Origin of the sequence: Oceanimonas baumannii, assembly GCF_002245495.1 — a bacterium.
Lineage (GTDB): Bacteria > Pseudomonadota > Gammaproteobacteria > Enterobacterales > Aeromonadaceae > Oceanimonas > Oceanimonas baumannii.
The window spans coordinates 40,639-62,351 of the sequence record NZ_NQJF01000018.1 but is presented as its reverse complement, the minus strand read 5'-3'; the positions used below and the strand labels follow the sequence as shown (position 1 = coordinate 62,351).

The 21,713-nt window shown below is 55.3% G+C and carries 18 protein-coding genes and 4 tRNA genes; 15 read left to right on the top strand and 7 right to left on the bottom strand.

Annotation, left to right across the window (positions count from 1 at the left end; genetic code table 11):
* The first annotated feature begins 243 nt into the window (after nt 1-243).
* The 11 genes from B6S09_RS17105 (at nt 244) to fabA (ending at nt 9,574) form a co-directional block, all read left to right on the top strand.
* A complete protein-coding gene (locus tag B6S09_RS17105; RefSeq protein ID WP_094279700.1) occupies nt 244-1,269 on the top strand; it encodes an alpha-ketoacid dehydrogenase subunit beta in 1,026 nt (341 codons plus the stop codon).
* Nucleotides 1,266-1,508 (top strand): biotin/lipoyl-containing protein, encoded by a 243-nt coding sequence (locus tag B6S09_RS17100; protein ID WP_094279699.1) that lies wholly within the window; start codon nt 1,266-1,268, stop codon nt 1,506-1,508. Before B6S09_RS17105 ends, B6S09_RS17100 begins: the two co-directional genes overlap by 4 nt.
* Nucleotides 1,505-2,212 (top strand): 2-oxo acid dehydrogenase subunit E2, encoded by a 708-nt coding sequence (locus B6S09_RS17095; RefSeq protein WP_094279698.1) that lies wholly within the window; start codon nt 1,505-1,507, stop codon nt 2,210-2,212. Before B6S09_RS17100 ends, B6S09_RS17095 begins: the two co-directional genes overlap by 4 nt.
* Nucleotides 2,193-2,942 (top strand): lipoate--protein ligase family protein, encoded by a 750-nt coding sequence (locus B6S09_RS17090; protein WP_166670364.1) that lies wholly within the window; start codon nt 2,193-2,195, stop codon nt 2,940-2,942. The genes B6S09_RS17095 and B6S09_RS17090 overlap by 20 nt, the downstream gene beginning before the upstream one ends.
* Entirely contained in the window at nt 2,932-3,522 is a 591-nt protein-coding gene (locus B6S09_RS17085) for a gluconate 2-dehydrogenase subunit 3 family protein (protein WP_208321794.1), read from the top strand. Before B6S09_RS17090 ends, B6S09_RS17085 begins: the two co-directional genes overlap by 11 nt.
* A gap of 41 nt (nt 3,523-3,563) precedes the next feature.
* Nucleotides 3,564-4,118 (top strand): NAD(P)-binding protein, encoded by a 555-nt coding sequence (locus B6S09_RS17080; RefSeq protein WP_166670365.1) that lies wholly within the window; start codon nt 3,564-3,566, stop codon nt 4,116-4,118.
* 147 nt (nt 4,119-4,265) lie between these two features.
* Nucleotides 4,266-5,558 (top strand): tyrosine-type recombinase/integrase, encoded by a 1,293-nt coding sequence (locus B6S09_RS17075; RefSeq protein ID WP_094279703.1) that lies wholly within the window; start codon nt 4,266-4,268, stop codon nt 5,556-5,558.
* A 211-nt stretch (nt 5,559-5,769) separates the two neighbouring features.
* Nucleotides 5,770-6,069 carry an MTH1187 family thiamine-binding protein gene (locus tag B6S09_RS17070; protein ID WP_094279696.1) on the top strand — a complete coding sequence of 100 codons (300 nt, stop codon included), beginning with the start codon at nt 5,770-5,772 and terminating at the stop codon, nt 6,067-6,069.
* Between the two features lie 166 nt (nt 6,070-6,235).
* Nucleotides 6,236-6,964 (top strand): PhnD/SsuA/transferrin family substrate-binding protein, encoded by a 729-nt coding sequence (locus B6S09_RS17065; protein WP_094279695.1) that lies wholly within the window; start codon nt 6,236-6,238, stop codon nt 6,962-6,964.
* A 30-nt stretch (nt 6,965-6,994) separates the two neighbouring features.
* Nucleotides 6,995-8,950 carry an AAA family ATPase gene (locus B6S09_RS17060; RefSeq protein WP_094279694.1) on the top strand — a complete coding sequence of 652 codons (1,956 nt, stop codon included), beginning with the start codon at nt 6,995-6,997 and terminating at the stop codon, nt 8,948-8,950.
* A 93-nt stretch (nt 8,951-9,043) separates the two neighbouring features.
* Nucleotides 9,044-9,574: a 3-hydroxyacyl-[acyl-carrier-protein] dehydratase FabA gene (fabA, locus tag B6S09_RS17055; protein ID WP_208321795.1), complete on the top strand. Its 531-nt coding sequence runs from the start codon at nt 9,044-9,046 to the stop codon at nt 9,572-9,574.
* A 69-nt stretch (nt 9,575-9,643) separates the two neighbouring features.
* On the opposite strand, the gene rmf is transcribed toward fabA, so the two are convergent.
* From rmf to rlmKL, 4 genes are all read right to left on the bottom strand, one after another.
* Nucleotides 9,644-9,820, bottom strand: a complete 177-nt coding sequence (rmf, locus tag B6S09_RS17050; RefSeq protein WP_014292547.1) for a ribosome modulation factor — start codon at nt 9,818-9,820, stop codon at nt 9,644-9,646.
* Between the two features lie 283 nt (nt 9,821-10,103).
* Nucleotides 10,104-12,005, bottom strand: a complete 1,902-nt coding sequence (gene uup, locus B6S09_RS17045; protein ID WP_094279692.1) for an ATP-binding cassette ATPase Uup — start codon at nt 12,003-12,005, stop codon at nt 10,104-10,106.
* Nucleotides 12,002-12,235: a glutaredoxin family protein gene (locus B6S09_RS17040; RefSeq protein ID WP_094279691.1), complete on the bottom strand. Its 234-nt coding sequence runs from the start codon at nt 12,233-12,235 to the stop codon at nt 12,002-12,004. Before B6S09_RS17040 ends, uup begins: the two co-directional genes overlap by 4 nt.
* Entirely contained in the window at nt 12,232-14,334 is a 2,103-nt protein-coding gene (gene rlmKL / locus B6S09_RS17035; RefSeq protein ID WP_094279690.1) for a bifunctional 23S rRNA (guanine(2069)-N(7))-methyltransferase RlmK/23S rRNA (guanine(2445)-N(2))-methyltransferase RlmL, read from the bottom strand. Before rlmKL ends, B6S09_RS17040 begins: the two co-directional genes overlap by 4 nt.
* Nucleotides 14,335-14,549: 215 nt before the next feature.
* On the opposite strand from rlmKL, the gene B6S09_RS17030 reads away from it, so the two are divergent.
* The 4 genes from B6S09_RS17030 to B6S09_RS17015 all read left to right on the top strand — a co-directional run bounded on the left by B6S09_RS17030 (nt 14,550) and on the right by B6S09_RS17015 (nt 14,961).
* Nucleotides 14,550-14,626, top strand: a tRNA-Met gene (locus B6S09_RS17030).
* Between the two features lie 33 nt (nt 14,627-14,659).
* Nucleotides 14,660-14,736 (top strand) — tRNA-Met (locus tag B6S09_RS17025).
* Nucleotides 14,737-14,778: 42 nt separating this feature from the next.
* Nucleotides 14,779-14,855, top strand: a tRNA-Met gene (locus B6S09_RS17020).
* Between the two features lie 29 nt (nt 14,856-14,884).
* Nucleotides 14,885-14,961, top strand: a tRNA-Met gene (locus B6S09_RS17015).
* Nucleotides 14,962-15,025: 64 nt separating this feature from the next.
* Here B6S09_RS17015 and B6S09_RS17010 read toward each other — a convergent pair.
* The 3 genes from B6S09_RS17010 to B6S09_RS17000 all read right to left on the bottom strand — a co-directional run bounded on the left by B6S09_RS17010 (nt 15,026) and on the right by B6S09_RS17000 (nt 21,546).
* Nucleotides 15,026-15,559 carry a cell division protein ZapC gene (locus tag B6S09_RS17010; protein WP_094279689.1) on the bottom strand — a complete coding sequence of 178 codons (534 nt, stop codon included), beginning with the start codon at nt 15,557-15,559 and terminating at the stop codon, nt 15,026-15,028.
* A gap of 88 nt (nt 15,560-15,647) precedes the next feature.
* The gene (pyrD, locus tag B6S09_RS17005; RefSeq protein ID WP_094279688.1) at nt 15,648-16,655 is read right to left on the bottom strand and encodes a quinone-dependent dihydroorotate dehydrogenase; all 1,008 of its coding nucleotides are present in this window, start codon (nt 16,653-16,655) and stop codon (nt 15,648-15,650) included.
* A 58-nt stretch (nt 16,656-16,713) separates the two neighbouring features.
* On the bottom strand, nt 16,714-21,546 hold the full coding sequence (locus tag B6S09_RS17000; protein WP_094279687.1) for an NAD-glutamate dehydrogenase: 4,833 nt from the start codon (nt 21,544-21,546) through the stop codon (nt 16,714-16,716).
* Nucleotides 21,547-21,713 lie beyond the last annotated feature (167 nt).

The following is a 21,713-nucleotide window of genomic DNA, read 5'->3' as shown; positions in this document are numbered from 1 at the left end:
AATGCCCTGAACAGTGATACCAGCTTCAAGGCTGGTATCAAACGTAAACAAAAACGGGCAAGTCGAAATACCGCTTACCTGTCGCAAGTCCTGTCAGGGCTGGGGCTTTCGTAATCTTGCCCTGCGTATCCCACTCGATCATATCATCGAGCAGGGCTTCGAGGAGCTGGTACACAACAAGGATCGTAATGTGAAGATCATCGTGAGCCCCAGTCGGGACTACGCTACAGAAGGAACCGTATCATGACTGCTACCAAGGAACGCAAACTGACCATCGCCCGGGCGATGGCTGAGGCCATTGCGCAGGAGATGCGCACCGATCCCTCCGTGTTCGTGATGGGGGAAGACATAGGTCCGCTCGGCGGGGTATTCGGCAACACTCGTGGTCTCTATGACGAGTTCGGTCCGGAGCGGATACGCGACACCCCCATCTCGGAAACCGCCTTTATCGGCGCCGCCGTAGGGGCGGCCTCCGACGGAATGAGGCCCATCGTCGAGCTGATGTTCGTCGACTTCTTTGGGGTCTGTATGGATGCGATCTATAACCTGATGGCTAAAAACACTTACTTCTCTGGCGGCAAGATCCCGGTGCCCATGGTGCTGATGGCCTCTACCGGCGGTGGCTACAGTGACGCCGGGCAGCATTCACAGTGTCTACACGCCACCTTTGCTCACCTGCCGGGAATGAAAGTGGTGGCTCCCTCCAACGCCTACGACGCCAAGGGGATGATGATCGCTGCCATCCGCGACAACAACCCGGTGGTGTTCCTGTTTCACAAGGCGCTGCAAGGGATGGGCTGGCTCGGTACTGAGAAGGACGCCATTGTTCATGTGCCGGAGGAGGCCTATCAGGTGCCCATCGGCCAGGCAGCTGTGGTGCGCGAAGGCCGTGACGTTACCATTGTCGGCATTATCTCCGGGGTGCATCACGGCCTGAAGGCGGCTCGTCTCTTGGAGGAGGAGGGTATCAGTGCCGAGGTAGTCGATCTGCGTGCACTTGTGCCGCTGGATCGTAACACTGTGCTGGCTTCAGTGACCAAGACTGGCCGGCTGCTGGTAGTAGACGAGGACTACCACAGCTTCGGGATGAGTGGAGAGATCATCGCCTCTGTTGCCGAGCAGGGTCTGGTACTGAAGGCTCCCCCAAAACGGGTGGCCTTTCCCGACATTCCCATTCCCTTTACCCCGCCGATGGAACAATGGGCGCTGCCCAATACTGACAAGGTCGCCCAGGCCTGCCGGCAACTGATGCAGGAGCAACAAGCATGAGCCACACCATACTTATCCCCCATGATCTCTGGGAGGAAACCGATGACGCCGTGATTACCGCCTGGCTGTCATCCGACGGCGATGTGGTCGAGGCCGGCCAGGTGGTGGCCGAGATCATGGTGCAGAAAATACAGCATGACATCCTGTCCCCGGCGGCTGGTCGCCTGCGCATCCTCAAGGAAACAGATGAGGTGGTTGCCAAGGGCGAGCAGATTGCCGAACTGGAGGATGCATCATGACCACGACGGCAGTTGCTGACATTCGCCGGACCCCGCTCAGAGGCATGCGCGCCATGATCGCCGGCGCCATGCGCAAAAGTCTGGACGAAGCAGCCCAGCTTAGCCACCAGGGGGAGTGTGACGTCACCGCCCTGCTGGAGCACAAGGCGGCCCTGGCCGAGGCGGGTATCCGGGTGTCGCTGGAGGATCTGCTGGCCCACAGCCTGATTCGGGCGCTGCAGCAGCATCCGCTGCTCAACGGCCGGCTGGAAGGCAACGAGATCCTGCACTATGGCGCAGTGCACTTGAGTTTCGCCATGGCTCTAAGTGATACCCAACTGGTGGCTCCCGCGTTGTTCGATGCTGAACGGCTGAGCCTCATTGAACTGGCTGCAGCACGCAAGGCGCTGGTGTCCCGGGCCCGGGCTGGCAGGCTGTCGGTTAATGAAATGACTGGCGGCACCTTCACCCTTACCAACCTGGGCCGGTCGCGGGTGCGCTTTTTTACCCCGGTGGTCAACCTGCCGCAGCTGGCTATCCTCGGTATCGGCGAAACCCGACAGGTGCCGGTAGTCGGTAGCGACGGCGAGATCTGTGTGCGCTCCCTGATGGGGCTGTCACTTACCTTCGACCACAGAGCGGTGGATGGCGGACCTGCTGCCGCCTTCTTCGATACCCTGTGCCGGTTGCTGGAAGGAGAACTCGATGAGCCAGCCCAAGCCTGATGACCTTCCCAATGGACTGCCGCCGCTGCTGCTCCCGGAGCAGGGACTGGCCCGGGAGCAGCAGTTGCTGGATCGGGTGGTACGGAACGAGCGGGGTTACGGCTTCCTGCTCTGGCGCAGCCGCCGTGGCCTGGTGGTGCCCACCGCATCGAGCAGGCTACCAGGCTTCGAACTAGCCGGCCAGCGTCTGGCCCGGCGCGGCTGGCCCCTGGTGCTGCGCCAGACCGGAGGAGATCTTACGGTGCAGAGCCCGCATCTGCTCAACGTGGCCATGGTGTTCATCCTCAATCCTGTCCCCGGGGCCATTGGGCAGGCCTACCAGCGTTTCTGCCAGCCGCTGCTCGCGGCCTTGGCGGATATGGGCATAGATGCCTACTGCGGTGCCGTACCCGGGGCCTTCTGCGACGGCGACTACAACCTGGTGGTGGACGGCCGCAAACTTGCCGGCACCGCCCAGAGGTGGCGCAAGGTAAAGGGGCTGGAGGCCCAGGCGGTGCTGGCCCATGCCGCCATCCTCTGCGATGAGGACGAGGGCGAGTTATGCCGGCTGACCAATGACTTTTACCGCTACTGCCGCCAACCCCGGCGGGTACGGGAAGACCGGCACGTGACTGTCTCCCGCTTGATGGGGCTGAAACCCGGGCACAGTGCCATGGCATTGTTGAGCCGAACCCTGTATCAGCGGCTGGGACAAGCATCTGATTTCATGGAGGAACAAGATGAAGGATAAAACTGCACAGATCCCTGTCAGGGTAACCCTCAGTGATGACGCTGCCGGCCTGACTCGTCGCCGCTTTCTGACCCTGGGGAGCATGGTGGCCCTGGGAACAGGCGCTCTTGCCACCACGGCGTTGACCGTTCCGGTGCGGCGCGCGTTGGCAGGGGAGTTCACGGTACTCGGTGCTGAGGCGGGCAGCACTTTACTGTTCCTGGCCCGGGATATTTTCCCGCACGATCATATTGAAGATCGTTACTACCTGCAGGCACTCATGCCACTGGAAGCGCAGGCGGCGACGGACAACCGGCTCAAGCGCCTGCTGGCTGATGGGATAATGACACTCGATCGCCTGGCTCTCCAGCGCTTTAAGCAAACCTACGCCGAACTGGAAAGGGAAAGCGACCGGATCGGCCTGCTTTATGTGATTGAGCACGGTGACTTCTTTCAGAAGCTGAAGGGGCACCTTGTTACCGGCTTATACGATAACAAGGAAGTATGGCCGTTGTTCGGCTACGAGGGGTCGTCCTGGGAGAAAGGGGGGTACGTCAACCGTGGTTTCGACGATATTGACTGGCTGGAACACAACGTCTGATCCGGCGTTGACCTTAGCGTAAAAAATCAAGGAGAGAACCCATGAGCGCAACTTTCTCATTGGACGACGATAGCGTGGTGGTGATCATCGGCTCGGGTGCCGGCGGCGGTACTTTGGCCGACGAACTGACCAAAAAAGGGGTTAACGTGGTGATCCTCGAAGCCGGCAAACATTTTACCCGGGCAGACTTCGAAAACGACGAGTGGGCCATGTTCAAGAAAATTTCATGGCTGGACAAGCGTATTTCCGCCGGCGGCTGGCATCATACCGACACCTATCCCAACCTGCCGGCCTGGATCGTCAAGGGAGTGGGAGGATCTACCATGCATTTCTCTGGTCTGGCCCTGCGCTTTTTACCCCACGACTTCGAGACCCGCAGCGTTTACGGTGAGGTCAAGGGTGCCAATGTACTCGACTGGCCGATAAGTTATGATGAGCTGGCCCCCTATTTCGAAGGGCCGGCTGCGGGGCTGACCTGGGTCTATTTTCTGGCTCCCTGGGGCCTGCAGCTGGAGTTGGTAAGTGCTCCCGAAGGCATGGCCTACGAGCAGGGGCTGGAACACGGGCTCTGGGACCCTCGTATGCCGGAGATGTAGTATCATCTGAGCTGGCCTTCTGGCCGGCTTTTATTGTTTCAGGTTCCTAGGGCGAGGGCGGTGTTAATGCTGAAATCATAAGACTCATTGCCGATAACTGGATTTATCGGCATTATCCCCGCACAACTGTTTCCGACTTTGTTTTTTATGGACGTACCACCGGTTTTTCCGCTGTTCGACTCCCCTCAGTTTCTGGAAGAGGGTAATGCCGCTGTTAACCAGCACATTGCCTGGTTGACCCTGAATCGGGTACCCGATGCTGCCTTCATTTATGAGCACACGATGGAATGGCTGCTGGAAAGCCGTCACAGCGAGAACAACTACAAGACCTATCGCAGCGAGCTGACTACTTTCTTACACTGGTGCCTGGAGGTGGAGCAGGTTTCGCCGGTGGATGTGAGCCGGCGTACCATGAACCGGTATGTGGACTATTGTCTGGCACCACCGAGGGCGCTGATTGCCTATCGTAATGTGGCCCAGTTTGTCGTCGACAAGGAGCTGGGCGAGCGCCGGCCCAATCCGTTGTGGCGGCCGTTTCTCGGAAAAAAGAGCGATGGCACCGAGCAACCGTACCGGCTCAGTGACAAGGCGCTGAAAACCAAAATGGCGGTGCTGTCTTCATTTTATGCCTACCTTATTAATGAAGAAGTGACCGAACGTAACCCGGCCACCATGTGGATGCGCCATAGCCGCTTTGGTGCACCGGTTGCCGTGTCGGCCAATCTGTTTGAAGAAGATGAAGTACGGGTATTTACTGATCTGCAATGGTCCTATGTGATGAATACAGCCCACACGCTGGCAGAAAGCAATCCAGAACGTCATGAGCGGACCCTGTTTCTGGTATCTCTGATGTACGGCTGTTACCTGCGGATTTCCGAAGTGGCAGCCCGGCCGGGTTTTTCACCGGTGATGGGTCAGTTCCGGCGGGATCCGAAAACCGGGATCTGGAGTTTCTACATTCCTGTCAGTAAAGGTGGCAAAAAGCGCACCGTGGCCGTTTCCCGTGAGCTGCTTGAAGCATTGCAGCGCTATCGTACCCACCTTGGGCTGTCTCTGCTGCCGGCACCCGGCGAAGTCACACCACTGTTTGTTCGCCACCGGGCTGCCGGGCGAGGCCGGGATCAAGGGTTGCTCAACGCCAACCTGGGAATTCGTCAGCTGCGCGAACTGCTGAACGAGCTGCTGGCCGCCGCCGCCGATGCCGCCATGACGGATGGCTTTGACCAGGATGCCAGTGAGATGCGCACACTCACGGTGCACGGTATTCGCCACACCGGCATTACCCACGACATCAATTACAACGGCCGGCCGTTGTCTCATGTGCAAGCCGATGCCGGCCATGACAGCATCGATACCACGTCACAATATCTGCATACCGGCAAAACAGAGCGTCATGAAAGTGCTGCCAACAAACGTCTGGATCGGTTGCGGGATGGATGACAGTAACGACAGGGTGGGTGTTACCGTTGCCAAGGCCTGACATCAGGCTTTCTGAATACTTTATTTAACATAATATACATTATGCGAAGTTTTATGTATGGCGGATAAAACCAGGATCTGGCCACATCAAAGCTGGCATCTGGCTCTTGCTGGCCTAGTTCATTCGGGCTCGAATGGCCATGTATCTTACTCGTTTACTCAAGGAGCTGTTATGTACGTGCTGATGGATATCATGGTCTCACCCGGTGGCGTTGGTTTGTCGGTGTCGCCCTATGTAGCCAGGTGTCAGAAAATTTTTGATGAAGCCGGCCTCACTTATACCATGCACGGTTTTGGTACCAATGTTGAAGGTGAATGGGATGAAGTGATGGCGGCGGTGAAACGCTGCCATGATGAGTTGCACGATGCCGGTGCCGTACGCATTACCAGCCATATCAAACTGAGCACCCGTAACGATCGTGATCAGACCATGGCCGATAAGGTCTCCAGTGTGCAGGAAAAACTATCGTAAACTTCAATGGTAGTATTTTATGCTGGTTTGTCTCAAAAATTACCGGGCCTGCATCCATAAGCTCAGATAATTATGCTGCCAAATTAACGTAAACAGCCGTTTATTTACTTGCCGGTGCTGGCTGGTACACTTCATCACCTTGTGTGAATGATATGCGGAGTCCATTTTGCGGCTGATAGCCAGCTTACCCTGGTACGACTTGCCACCAGCACGCACCGGGCTCGATGCCTTCTGGCAGCAGCTGCGCAGTGAGCTTGCCGGCCATTCAGATCTGGAGTGGCCGGCAAAGCTTGAACGTAATATGCCGCTGGCGGAACTCTGGGCCTGTCCGGGGCTGGTACTCAGTCAGTGCTGTGGTCCGGATCTGTTTACACCTGCGGCACGCTCTCTTCAGCCGGTAGCCCGGCCGGTCTTTGCACACCTTGATTGCGAACCCGGTCACTACTATAGCCATATCGTCACTGTTCATGCCCGTTTGCCGGCACGGCCACGGCTGGTGGTGAATTCGCCCAGCTCACGCTCAGGTTGTGTTGCGCTTTATGAATGGCTTCGCCGGCATCACATTGACCCGGGCTCCGTGGTGATCAGCGGTGCTCATGCTCGCAGTCTGGAATACCTGAGAACAGGCCAGGCCGATCTGGCCGCGATTGATGCTCACAGCTGGAGTCTGCTCAATACACACGATATCCATATTATGGATAACAGTACGCAGGCCCTGGCTCCGCCTTTTGTCATGCATGTGAGCGCGCCATTGACCCCTGACATGCTGGCCGAAGCACTGATGAGCGCGGTAAAACATAAGGGGCTCGGCATTGGCATCAGCGGACTTCGTGCCGCGCAACGGCAGGATTATCAACGCTCAGGCTGTAACATAAGCACGGCTGAAGTATACTGACGGCCATAAACCATTAGAACGAGTTAACCAGTGCACCCACTGAGCCCGGCCGAGCTGGCCCCTGCATTTTCGTTACCCGAACTGACCACCTTAAAAGACGCGGATCCCCTGCCCTTCAGCGCATTGCAGCAACGGGCCGACTCGGCTTTTGCTACCTTGTCCGGGCTTAATGCGGTCAATCCCATTTTGCTGATGAACGGCTTTTCCGGCCTGGATGTGGAAGAGCTGGTGCAGGATCTGGTGAAACAGCATGCCAATCATGCGGATCTGTTTGACCTCTGTTATGCCGAAAATCTGCACCATCCGCAAAAGCCGGTCTGGTTACGACTGAAAGCCGGCACCGGCATCGAGTTCTGCGAGCTGGTGGGACAGCTGCTGGAGCTGAGCTCCCGTCACCTGGAAGCCGAGCACATTGTTGAGCGGATCCTCAAAAAACAGGAGCAGGATGAAAAAGTTGCTGACTATCTGTCGGCTCTGGCTCAGCATGTGGCTGCCGGCGGCGGCTTCAGTCATCCCGTACTGATTAATCTGATGGTACACCGCCACGATGAGCACATTCCCATCGTGCATGCCCGGCAATTCACTCCCGAGCAGCTGTTTGGTGCCATTCACTTCCAGACCGAACAGGGCTCGGTATTCAGCCATCATCATCTGCTGGAGCCGGGTCTAATCCATCAGGCCAATGGCGGCTATTTAATTGTGCCCATTGAAGAGCTGCTGGTGCAGCCGAATCTGTGGTTTCGCCTTAAAAATGCCCTGGCCACACAGCGGATAGAATGGAGCCGGCCGCCGGAGATGGCCGCCTTTTACTTTCAGCCCGAGCCACCTCCGCTGGATGTACACCTTATTCTGGTGGGCGATCGCCTGGCTGTGGCAGAGCTGCATATGCTGGATCGAGAGCTGGATACCCTCGCCTTCTTGCGCGCCGACATTATTCCCGAATGGGATGCAGAAGCCGACCTGCCTTCCTATCTCGGTTATCTGGCTCATCTGTGCCAGAAGCACGGTCTGCGCGATATGGATGCCGGTGCCGTGGCCCGGCTGTGCCGTTATGGCAGCCGCATTACCGAGCACCAGCACCGTTTGTCGCTGGTGGAAGCACACTTGCTTGCCATGATGCAGCTGGCGGATGTGATTGCTGCCCGGGAACATAGCGCGCTGATCAGTGAACGACACCTTCAGCTGGCTCAGCAAGAGCAGGATCAACGGCTGAACTTCCTGGTAGAGCAATCGGATTTAGGTGTGCGTGACGGGCAGTATCTGATGCAGACTCAGGGGCGTGAAGTCGGTCAGATAAACGGCCTCTCAGTGATCCAGATTGCCGGACACCCTTATGACTTTGGTGAGCCGGTACGGCTGACCGCGACGGTGCACCTGGGCGACGGTGATGTGGCTGACATTGAGCGCAAGGCAGATCTGGCCGGTCACATTCATGCCAAGGCGATGATGATTATTCATGGCTACCTGGCCAATCTGTTTGGCGCCGAGCATCCGTCACCGCTGTCGGCCAACCTGGTATTTGAACAGTCTTACCATGAAATTGATGGCGACAGTGCTGCACTTGCCGGGCTTTGTGCCTTGCTGTCGGCTCTGGCCAGAGAGCCTATTTACCAGCATTTTGCCATTACCGGCGCGGTGGATCAGTTTGGCAACGTCCTGCCGGTGGGAGGTGTTAATGAAAAAATTGAGGGCTTCTACCGGCTGTGCCGGCTGCAGGGCATGACAGGTGAACAAGGAGTGCTGATCCCGGCCAGTAACCGGCTGCAGCTGAACCTGTCTGATGAAGTGACCAGTGCTGTCGCTGCAGGGCAATTTCATATCTATCCGGTGGCCCGGGTGGAAGACGCCATCGCCCTGCTGATGGGCTGTGCAGCGGGCAAGGTGGACGACCCCTATACGCTGTTTGGCCGTATCCGTGAACGTCTGGACGACTTAAACGGCCATACTGTAGAAAGCAGTTTTTGGCACAGATTACTGCGTAGATAACAAATCGGACTTGTCGGGCGCACAGCTGTTCGCTAAAGTGACGCCAATTTTACACCCGGGCAGTGTATGCCCGATGATAAATGGAAGAGTGAAATGCCTTCACAAAAAGAACTGGGTAAACACAGCTTTACCAGAGAAGAACTGCTGGCCTGCAGCCAGGGCGAATTGTTTGGCCCCGGTAACAGCCAGCTGCCCGCCCCCAACATGCTGATGATGGATCGTATTCTTCATATCAGCGATGAAGGTGGTGAGCACGGCAAGGGCGAAATTGTGGCCGAACTGGATATCACCCCTGATCTGTGGTTTTTCGATTGCCATTTCCCCGGCGATCCCGTGATGCCGGGTTGTCTGGGCCTGGATGCCATGTGGCAGCTGGTGGGTTTCTTCCTGGGCTGGAAAGGCGGCCCAGGTAAAGGCCGTGCACTGGGTGTAGGTGAAGTTAAATTTACCGGCCAGATCCTGCCTACCGCCAAAAAGGTAACCTACAAAATCACCCTGAAGCGGGTGATCTGGCGCAAGCTGATCATGGGTATTGCCGATGGCGTGGTAGAAGTAGATGGTCGTCCCATTTACGAAGCCAAAGATCTGAAAGTGGGTCTGTTTACCGACACCTCCACCTTCTGATAATGGCTTGCCGAAACAGTAAGGCCCCGCACATGCGGGGCCTTTTTTGTTGATGATGAATATTGTTAGTTACTTGATGAAGAGGCCGGAACCCTTGTCTTCCATGGCATCTCGCCAGCCCCCCAGCCAATGGCCTTTGGCGTCAAAATCATTATAGGGGCACTGCTCTTTGGAACGTCCACTGACTCCAGCTTGGTAACCGCGGGTACGCGCTCTTTCCAAACGGTCACGTTTTTGTCTCTTCATAGGTATCACCCTCTTTTAATCAACAAAAAGTGCGCGGCCTACATCGTCCTGCCGCACTTAAATTGATAGATGAGTTTGCCGGACATCTCAAGGGTTAATTTTTGAGCATAGACCATGATTTCATATTAGCGACTGATATTTATGAAGTTTTTATGAAAATTCAGATAGAAAAAGTGTGATATTGATCACTTTGAAGGTATGAAGTATGGCAGCTTTGATAACCGGGCCAAAAAATGCCGGCGGTGCCGGCATCTCTCTTAACCAATATCATTAAAGGGCAGACTTAACCTTCAGCGAGTGCTTCCAGCTCTTCCCACCGGGCAAAGGCCTGCTCCAGCTCGCCTTCCACTGTTGCCAGTTGTTGCAGTTTTTCCTGGGTAACCGCTTCAGGCTGCACAAAAAAGTCCGGGCCATTAATCTCTTGCTGCAGGCTGTCAATCTGTTGCTCCAGCTGCTCAAGGCGGGCCGGCAGGCTATTCAGCTCCTGCTGTTGTTTATAAGACAGCTTTTTAACCGGCGTGGCTTTCGGTTTTTGCGGCTTGGCCGGTGCGGCTTGTTCCGCTTTTACCGGTACCGGCTCTGGCTGACGTACCCGCTGGGCCTGCATATCCTGATAACCACCAACGTATTCGTCGATACGGCCGTTGCCTTCAAAGGTCCAGCAATGAGTGGCAGTATTGTCGATAAAATCCCGGTCATGACTGACCAGCAGCAGCGTGCCCTGATAGTCTGCCAGCAGCTCTTCGAGCAGTTCCAGGGTTTCCACATCCAGGTCGTTGGTCGGTTCATCAAGCACCAGCAGGTTGCTGGGCTTCAAGAACAGCCGGGCCAGTAACAGACGATTTTTCTCCCCGCCGGAGAGCGCCTTTACCGGTGTCCGGGCACGTTTGGGCTCAAACAAAAAGTCCTGCAAATAGCCCAGCACGTGGCGGCTTCTGCCACCGACTTCCACTTCCTGCTTGCCATCGGCCAGGTTATCCATGACCGAACGCTCGGGATCAAGCTGTTCCCGATACTGATCAAAATACGCCACATCCAGCTTGGTACCACACTTCAGGGTGCCTCGCTGAGGATCAATGCGGCCCAGCAATAATTTTATCAGGGTACTCTTGCCACAGCCGTTGGGACCAACCAGCGCAATCTTGTCGCCGCGCTGTACCATGGCAGAGAACTGGCGGATCAGTGGTTTGCCTTCATATTCAAAGCCAAGCTCTTCGGCCTCAAACACGATTTTGCCCGAGCGGCGCACATCATCCAGGGTGACGGACACCTTGCCCAGGCTTTCGCGGCGTTGACTGCGTTCGGTGCGCAAGGCCTTCAGTGCCCTCACCCGGCCTTCGTTGCGGGTGCGCCGGGCTTTGATGCCCTGACGGATCCAGGCTTCTTCCTGAGCCAGGCGCTTATCGAACAGGGCGTTTTGTTCAGCTTCTACCCGCAGCGCTTCTTCCTTGTTGATCAGATAATCGTCGTAGTTGCCGGGCCAGCTGGAGAGCTTGCCCCGATCAAGGTCGAGGATCCGGGTAGCCATTTTGCGGATAAAGGCCCGATCGTGGCTGATAAACACAATGGCACCACGGAAGTCCATCAGGAAGCTTTCCAGCCAGGCAATGGCGTCAATATCCAGGTGGTTGGTGGGCTCATCCAGCAACAGAATGTCCGGATCGTTGGCCAGCGCCAGGGCCAGTGCCACCTTGCGCAGCCAGCCACCGGACAGGTCCTGCAGGCGGGTATCACCGTTCAGTCCGAGCAGGGTCAGGCTCTGATTAATGCGGGTATCAAACTGCCAGCCATTGGCGTGCTCTACCTGCTCTTGCAGTCGCATCAGCTCGTTCATGGCTTTTTCAGAGCTGTCGTGGCTGACCTTTTCCAGCTGATGATGGTAACGGGCCAGTAACTCCCCCAGTTCAGCCAGACCGGCGGATACATAATCGAACACGGTTTGATCGTCATCGGCCTGAGGCGGATCCTGCTCCAGCCGGGCAATCACCACATCCTGCTGCACCTGGCGACGGCCGTCATCCAGCTGGATATCACCGGCGATCACTTTCATCAGGGTCGACTTGCCGGCCCCATTGCGGCCAACAATACACAGCCGCTCACCGGCCTGAATATTCAGCTCAATTCCATCCAGCAATGGTGCATCACCATAGGCCAGCAGGGCATTTTGCAAGGTTAACAGACTCATGAATTTTCCTGATTAAATGCAATAAGTTGGTCAGCGGTAAAAGGCCAGTCCAGCTCGGCACCGTCTGCCCGCTGTACCACCGGAATACGAATGCGGTAAGCCTCCAGCCACTGCTCATTATCTATGATGTCTTTTATCTCGGCATTGGCGTCAAGCCCGGTCTGCTCAAACAGCTGCCAGGCCTGCTCACACAGGTGGCAGCCATCCGTGGAAAACAGCGTCAGACTCATTGCTCACTCCAGCGGATTTCCCAGCAGTTATGAATTTGCGGATTACGGGCAAAATCTTTGGGCAAGGTTGCACGGGTAATGTCTTTCGCGGTCAGCCCCAGGGCCGCCAGTCCGTCCATGTCCATTTTAAAGTTGCGTTTATTGTTGGAGAACACCAGCAAACCGCCTTTGCGCAGGTGCTTGCTCAGTAAATGCAGTAATTCCAGGTGATCCCGCTGAACATCAAAGCTGTCTTCCATCCGTTTGGAGTTGGAGAAGGTCGGCGGATCGGCAAAAATAAGATCAAAATCGTCGCCGGATTTGGCCAGCCAGTTCAGGCAGTCGGCCTGCACATACTGGTGACGGCGACCGGTCATGCCATTCAGCTGCATATTACGCTCAGCCCAGCCAAGGTAGGTTTTTGACATATCCACTGTGGTAGTAGAGCGCGCACCTCCGAGGGCCGCATGCACAGTAGCGCTGCCGGTATAGGCAAACACATTTAGTACGTCCTTGCCCTTGGACAGCTCACCCAGGCGTTTGCGAATGGGTCTGTGATCCAGAAACAAACCAGTGTCCAGGTAATCATGCAGGTTGACCAGCAAACGGGCATTGTGCTCCTGCACTTCCATCCACTGCTCGCGCTTGTCGAGCTTTTCATACTGCTCTCTGCCCTTTTGCCTGGCACGGACTTTCAGCACTACCTTGCTGCCAGGTACGCCGGTCACCGTCATGGCCGCCTGGACCAGATCAAAGAAACGGGCCCGAGCCTTGTGTTCGGGAACACTCTTTGGTGCCGCGTATTCCTGAATAACCAGATGATCCTGATACCGATCGATGGCGGCGTTGTATTCCGGCAAATCCGCGTCGTACAGACGGTAGCAGTCAATGCCTTCTGTCCGGGCCCACTTGTCCAGCGCCTTGATATTTTTGGCCAGGCGATTGGCGAAGTCCTCTGCCAGTGGCCGTGCCGGTTTGGCGTCTTCTGCAATGGCGTAGTTACGCAGCTCACAGGCCAGGGCACCATTAAACAGCTTATAGGTTTTTTCCGGACGCAGACGCAGGCAGCTGAGCAGCTCGGGGGAGCTGGAGATCAGGCTGACATGCCAGCCTTTGAATTGCGCACGCAGGGTGTCGCCCAGCCCCTGATGCAGGCCCAGCAAGGACGGAAACTCGCTCAAGCGCTCACCGTAGGGCGGGTTGGAAATAACCCAGCCCGGCTGTTCACTCGGGTTAGTCAGCTCACTCAGTGCGCCCTGAGTAAAGTTAATCAGATGTTCAACACCGGCTGCTCCGGCGTTTTCCCGGGCGAACTCCAGCACTCGCCTGTCTTGATCAAATCCATAGATCACCGCCTCGGCCTTATTCATACCACGGGTGGCACGTACGGTGGCCTCGGCATGCAGGCTTTGCCATAGCTCCCGGTCGTGACCAGACCAGGCCATAAAACCAAAACGCGGGCGCAACAGGCCCGGTGCCTGATCCGCCGCCATCAGAGCCGCTTCTATCAGCAAGGTGCCGGAACCGCACATAGGGTCAAGCAGCGGCCGTTTGGCATCCCAGCCACTGCGCAGCAAAATGGCTGCGGCCAGGTTTTCCTTTAATGGTGCCTCGCCGGCCTGCTGACGATAGCCGCGCTGATGTAACGCCGGACCGGACAAGTCCAGCGTAATGCTGACACGCTCACGCTTTAAATGCGCCAGAATGCGGATATCGGGATAGCGCTTGTCAACATTCGGCCGCTCCCCTCTGCGCTTGCTCAGGCGGTCAACAATGGCGTCCTTTATCTTGAGTGCACCATATTGGGTATTGGTAATGGCACGGTTGCTGCCGGAAAAGTCTACGGCAAAGGTCTGCCCTTCCTGGATGTGCTTTTCCCATTCAATGTTGCTGGCGCCGAGATAAAGGTCCATGTCATCGCGCATGGGAAAGTCGGCCAGTTGCAACATGATGCGCGAAGCCAGTCGCGACCATAAACAGGCACGGTAAGCCACGTCCAGTTTGCCCTGAAAGGACACGCCGGCCACGGTTTCCTGAACCTGGCTGGCGCCAAGGGTTTGCAGTTCGTCTGAGAGTAAGGATTCCAAGCCCTTGGGGCAGGTAGCAAAAAACGGCAGCATAATCACGCATGGTAAGAAATGAGAGGGCCGCATTATACATTAGTAAGGTAGTGATTTCTCCGGATTAATGGATTACCTCCAGTGAGCACTGCATGAAAACACCGCAATACGAGCAACAGGTGAACATATCGCTGTTTTGTTGAGCGAACAACATAAAGTTTCAAACAAGGGCTTGCCTTTGGTGAAGCGGATCACTACTATGCACCACCTGAGGACGCGGGATGGAGCAGCTTGGTAGCTCGTCGGGCTCATAACCCGAAGGTCGTCGGTTCAAATCCGGCTCCCGCAACCAGTTCTCAGATGTGTACGTTGTAGTGTTACCGGCCGCGGGATGGAGCAGCCTGGTAGCTCGTCGGGCTCATAACCCGAAGGTCGTCGGTTCAAATCCGGCTCCCGCAACCAATCGGCTAACACCAGCGACACACAAGCATTATCAGTTATCGGCGCGGGATGGAGCAGCCTGGTAGCTCGTCGGGCTCATAACCCGAAGGTCGTCGGTTCAAATCCGGCTCCCGCAACCAACTGATAAGCAACTTGATATTTCACCGGCCGCGGGATGGAGCAGCCTGGTAGCTCGTCGGGCTCATAACCCGAAGGTCGTCGGTTCAAATCCGGCTCCCGCAACCAATCCGGTGCCCTCTTCTTTTAGTATATTTCCCTTTTTATCAGATCCAGATTATGCTGGCCGGCATCAGCCGACCCGGCGTATTTCCTCTGCCAAGCTTCCTTCCAGGCTGAACAATCTGTCGTTCATTACCTTGATGGCACCAAACACGGGCAGTGTTTTAGACTCATTCAGCTCAACATCTGCCGATAGTGAAATGCACAGAGAGGCTGCAGGTGAGGTTTCCACCACCATCATGGTCAGATGGCGCTCACTGCATTCCAGGCCAATCAGTTCACCCAGTTGTGGTTTATGATAATCAGCCTGCGGTTCAAAAAACCAGCTTTGGGGCATCAACGGCTTGTAAAAACGGGCGACGGCCACGCCGTTCAGGGCAGCCTGAACCCGCCGCGATGGGGTTGCCACACAGCTGAGTTTATCGAGAAAGGTATAGTAGAGCCCGGTATCCTCCACCGAAAAGCTCTGGTGCATATCGTCAGCGCAAAGCAGTCGTTTTTGCTGATAGGGAGTGGAAAACAACATCTCCTCTCCCAGATCCAGCATCAGGTGCCGGTCTTTGCCGACAAACCAGCACCAGTGGTCGTTTGGTTGTAGCAGCATTCACACACCTTGTGAAGATTATAAATTCCCCTAGTCCTTTCACTATATAAGGAAATTGGCAACCAGGGGCAATTAATTATTCAATTTATCAGAGATAACGGGCCAGATTTTGCACCAATGCAGGTCCCTGGTAAATAAATCCGGAGTAAACCTGGACCAGGCTGGCGCCGGCCGCCATTTTTTCCCGTGCGGCCGTCAGGGAATCAATGCCCCCTACCCCAATGATGGGCAACTTGCCATTCAGCCGGCGAGACAGCTCGGCAATGACCTGTGTACTTTTGTTCTGCACCGGGCGACCACTAAGACCTCCGGCTTCATGAGCATGAGGCAGCTCGAAGACCAGCTCTCTGTCCAGTGTGGTATTGGTGGCAATAACACCATCAATATTAAAACGCACCAGACTGTCGGCAATCTGCTCTATTTCCGCTTCATCCAGATCCGGGGCAATTTTTACTACCAGCGGGACCTGCTTATGATGTTTCTGAGCCAGCTCTGCCTGCTTTTCCTTTAATGATCCGAGCAGATCATCAAGGGCATCACCATATTGCAGCGAACGCAGATCCGGCGTGTTGGGTGAAGAAATATTCACAGTGATATAGCTGGCATGCTCATAGGACTTTTCCATGCAGATAAGGTAATCGTCTTTGCCATGCTCGATGGGAGTATCTTTATTTTTTCCGATATTGATCCCAAGAATGCCGTTATAACGCGCCTGTTTTACGTTTTCGATCAGGTAATCAATGCCTTTATTGTTAAACCCCATGCGGTTGATAATGCCTTCCGCCGGCTGTACCCGGAACAAGCGGGGTTTGGGGTTGCCATCCTGAGGCCGGGGCGTCACGGTACCTACTTCCACAAAACCAAAGCCCATGGCGGCAAACGCGTCAATGCATTCACCGTTCTTGTCCAGGCCGGCGGACAGACCGACCGGATTACTGAAGGTCAAGCCCATCACTTTGGTGGGGTTGCTCACTGGCCGGCGACGATACAAGGCTTCCAGTGGTGTGCGCTGAGTCTTGGCCAGCGTCTTGATGGTCAGCTCGTGTATATGTTCGGGATCACATTGAAAAAGAAAAGGTTTTACCAGGGAGTACACGTTTTCGTTCCTTATAAAAAAGCCCCGGACAGGCCGGGGCTTTTGTTGTGGCCGCTTATCAGGCGGCGTTCACACAATTGAGATGCAGCAGGTTCAGTTCGCGTAATGCGACAGAGAACTGGGCGAACTCGTAACTGCTGGAGGTTTTAAAGTCTGCCAGCAGATGCCGCCAACGGTTGAGCAGCTGCTCATGCTCATCAAGCCACTGGTCGAGCATGGTATCGCATTCCCCTTTTTCTTTACAGTTTTTAAGCACCACCGATGCCAGACTGCGCTGCTGGAAGTCCAGATCTTCACGGAATGATGCCCGGGCCAGGGCCTGCCAGTGATTGCCCACCGATTGCTGGTTAATTTGCTCCAGGAACCAGTGCAGTTCAAGTGCCGCTCCCAGGTGGAAATACACTTTGGCCGCAGCCTGAATGCCCTGCTGATGCTCATGGCTGATCTGAGCCAGATCCAGTGCCGAGAACAGCGAGCTCATATGGCTGATACGGGCAGCCAGTGACTCAGGCACACCCTGTTTCGTCAGTGTTGCTACCTCTGCTTTATGCTCGGCCACTTCACTGTCTACCATCACTTCATACAGATGTTCGCTCAGTGTATCAAACGCGGGTTTGTACTGAGCAATGGTGTCTTCCAGGCTCAGGTTGCGATTACGGTTACGCAGGAACCAGCGGGTGGCCCGGCGTACCATGCGCCGGCACTGATAGAACATCTGCAGTTGCAGCTGGGCCGGCACCTTGTTGTCCAAGGCTTCAATATCACGCAGCAGCTGATCCATGCCAAACACTTCCCGGGCAATCATAAAGCTGATGGCGATATCGCCGATGCCGGCACCGGTTTCATCCAGCATGCGGTTGGCAAAGTTGCAGCCCATGTCGTTCACCATGATATTGGCCAGGCGGGTAGCAATAATCTCATGGCGCAAGGGATGCTGCATCAGTGCCTCGCCAAAGCGGGACACCAATTTTTCCGGCATGCTGGTCGGCAGCAAACGGGCAATGTAATCATTATCGGTGACTTCAGGAATATTGAGCATATCCTTCAGCACCATTTTTCCATAGGCCACCAGTACCGCCAGCTCGGGCCGGGTCAGACCACGGTGGGCAGCCATGCGCTCGGCCAGCTCTTCCTCATTGGGAAGATATTCCAGGGCGCGATCCAGTCTGCCTTCCCGTTCCAGCCAGTGCATAAAGCGCTGGTGCTCTTTCAGCGCCTGGGCTCCCCGGTGCTGAGTAATGGAAATCGTCTGGGACTGGCGATAGGCATTGGTCAACACGATGTCGGCGACCTTGTCGGTCATGTCGAACAGCAGCTCGTCGCGGTGCTTTTTGGTCAGCTCACCCTCGGCCACCAGCTTGTTCAACAGGATCTTGATATTGACTTCGTTATCGGAGCAATCCACACCACCCACATTATCGGTAAAGTCGGTATTGATACGGCCACCTTTGCTGGCGTACTCAATACGTCCCAGCTGGGTACAACCCAGGTTACCGCCCTCACCCACAATTCGGGCCCGGAGATCTTCACCGTTAACCCGTACGGCGTCATTGGCGCGGTCGCCGACATCGGTGTCGGTCTCATGACGCGACTTGATATAGGTGCCGATGCCGCCGTTCCAGATCAGATCGACCTGGGCCATCAACAGGTGGCGGATAACGTCGGTCGGGGTCAGCGTGGCTTTTTGAGTGCCCAGCAGCTTTTTCATCTGGGGTGACAGTTTCACCGACTTGGCTGAACGTGCAAAAACACCACCGCCTTCAGAAATCAGCTCTTTGTTGTAGTCGTCCCAGGTGGTACCGGGCGTGGTAAACAGACGCTGGCGTTCTTTAAAGCTGGCCGCTGCATCCGGCTCAGGATCAATAAAGATATGCAGATGGTTGAAGGCACCGACCAGACGGGTGTGCGGTGAACACAGCATGCCGTTGCCAAATACGTCTCCGCCCATGTCACCAATGCCGACACAGGTAAAATCGGTTGTCTGGCAGTCGATGCCGGACTCGCGGAAGTGGCGCTTCACCGACTCCCAGCCTCCCCTGGCGGTGATGCCCATTTTCTTGTGGTCGTATCCCACAGAGCCGCCGGAGGCAAATGCATCGCCCAGCCAGTGGCCATATTCGGCGCTGATGCCGTTGGCAATATCCGAGAAGGTGGCGGTGCCTTTATCGGCAGCCACAACCAGGTAGTAATCGTCTTCGTCGTGGCGAACAACCTTGACGGGATGAACTACTTCTCCGTTAACGATATTGTCGGTCACATCGAGCAGACCACGAATAAACAGCCGGTAACAGTCCTGACCCTCCTTCAGAAAAGCGGCTCTGTCCCCTTCCGGCAACTGTTTGCATACAAAACCACCCTTGGCCCCCACGGGCACAATGACGGTGTTTTTCACCTGCTGTGCCTTTACCAGACCCAGTACTTCGGTGCGGAAATCTTCGCGGCGATCAGACCAGCGCAAACCGCCCCGGGCGACCTTGCCCCAGCGAAGGTGAACCCCTTCCACCCGCGGTGAATACACAAATATTTCAAATTTGGGCAAGGGCAACGGCATGTCGCTAATGGACTCGGGGGCCATCTTAAAGGAAACATACTCCTTGTCGCCGCCCTCGGCCGTGGTCTGATAGAAGTTGGTGCGCAGGGTCGCTTCGATCATTTCCATGTAACGGCGAATGATACGGTCATCGTCCAGGTTGGCGACATTATCCAGTTCTTCAAGCAGATCCTGGTGCAGTGCATGCAGCTTTTTATCGCTTTGCTTATGAGCCGGTGACAGGCGCTGTTCAAAAAGACGGAACAACAGACACGACAGGTGCGGGTAGCGATACAGCGTTTCTTCAATATAACTTTGGCTGAAGGTAACACCGGTCTGGCGCATATAGCGGGCATAAGCACGCAGTACACTCACTTCCCTGCCGGTCAGCTGAGTGGCCAGCACCAGACGGTTAAAGCCGTCGTTTTCCAGCTGGTTATTCCAGATCTGTGCAAAGGCGTCCTGAAAACGCTGCTGGCTGGCATCCAGCTCCAGCGGCCCGCGCGGGTGCAGCATGGAAAAGTCGAGGATCCAGAAGGTTTCGTTGCCGCAGTCCACTTCATAGGGGGTTTCACCAATGACCCTCAACCCCAGGTTTTCCAGCATGGGTAACACATCTGACAGGTGAATGGGCTCCGCCCGGTGATAAAGCTTGAGGCGCACCCGGTTGGAATCCCTGGCCTGCTCCTGAGCGCGGTAAAACAGCAGCCCCAGGCGGTTATCATCATTAAGGGCTTCCAGCTGTTCAATGTCGGCCACGGCAGTGCCCGGCATCACATCTTCGGTATAGGCACGGGGGAATGCCTGATGATATTTATTCTTGAGGTGGTTACCTTCTGCCTCGCCAAAACTTGCCGACAGAGCATATTCCAGTTTGTCGTCCCAGCTGCGGGCCGCTTCAATCAGGTTAGACTCAATTTCATTCACATTAATGTCCATGGTGTTGTTCTGCACGCGGATCAGATAGTGAGTGCGGGCCAGTACTCCTTCCGAGAAGTAGGTGGTAAATTCCACTTCTTCTTCCGAGCCGAAATAACGCTGAAAAATACGCTGGGTTTTCTCACGCAGGGCGGTGTTATAGCGATCTTTGGTCACATACACCATGCAGGAAAAGAAACGACCAAACAGATCCCGGCGCACAAACAGCCGGGTCATGTCCCGCTCCTGCATGCCCAGCACACCCATGCCGATATCCAGCAATTCGTCTTCCCGCGCCTGGATTAACTCATCCCGGGGATAGGTTTCAAGAATGTTCAGCAAGGCCTTATAGGCGTGAGAGCCGGCTTCCAGGCCCGAAGCATTAATAATACGCTTCAGCTTTTCACCGATCAGCGGGATTTGCATGGCACTGGTGTTATAAATGCTGGAGGCATAAAGACCGATAAAGCGATCTTCACCGATCACATTGCCTTTCTTGTCGAAGCGTTTAACGCCGATATAGTCAATATAGGCTGGTCTGTGTACCCGGGATTTATGATTGGTTTTGGTCAGCACCAGAATGTTTTTACTTAAGGCTTCCTGTTGTGCCGTCGGCGTCAGCGTGCTCAAGCGCAGGCCGTCACTGTGCTGAATATTGCGCATCAGGCCAAGGCTGGTGTCATGGTCGGGCACCAGTTCATAATCCCCTTCAATCGCGGAAATATGGTAGCGGCGATAGCCCATCAGGGTGAAATTATGATCCGCTACCCAGCGCAGAAAAGACAAAGTCTCTTGTACATCCTGCTGCTCATGATGCTTGACCTGCTTTGGCAGGGAATCAATGACCCCGCTCAGGGTATCGACCATGGGCTGCCAGTCGTCGACGGCCAGGGCTACTTCTTCTACAACCGACAGCAACTCATCGCGTAATTGCTCCCGCTTGTTCTGATCGGGCTGCCGATCAATTTCAATCAAGAAGGCGGTTTCAGCACAGTTCTGTCCGGCTTTGTCCTGACTGGTGAGAATGCGCTCCAGCCGGCCATCTTTATCGCGTACCAGGTGCATGGGCTGATGCAACATCAAATGGGAAGTGATGCCCATGCGGTTCAGGGTCATGCGAATGGAGTCTACCTGAAACGGTGCATCACGCAGCACCAGTTCAACAATGGTATGAGGTGATTGCCAGCCATGACGGGACAGTGTCGGGTTATAGACCTGAACATGGGGCTGGTCGTCGGGCCGGGTTTCAAAGTCGTTCCACAGATTAATCGCGGCACCGTACAGATCGCTGTCGTTACGGTGATTTAAATCGTCGTAGGTCATCCCGCTGTACAGTTTGCAGACAAACGTCTGCACCAGTGCGGCGGTTTTTTCGGGAAATTTTTCACTAACCAATTGTGCAACGTTTTCAAGTAATACAGAGGTGCTTGCATTAAGAGTCATGGTATCGGATTCCTCATGAGCAGGCTGACCATGGAGAAGAAGAGGTACCAATGGGACAAGACAGACCCACTGGAATGATGTTCAGTGTATGCCTGCTGAAACGGGAAAGCGAGGTATTAGCGGAACAAGAATATTAAAAATATCGCAACGATCACTAATGTACAGAA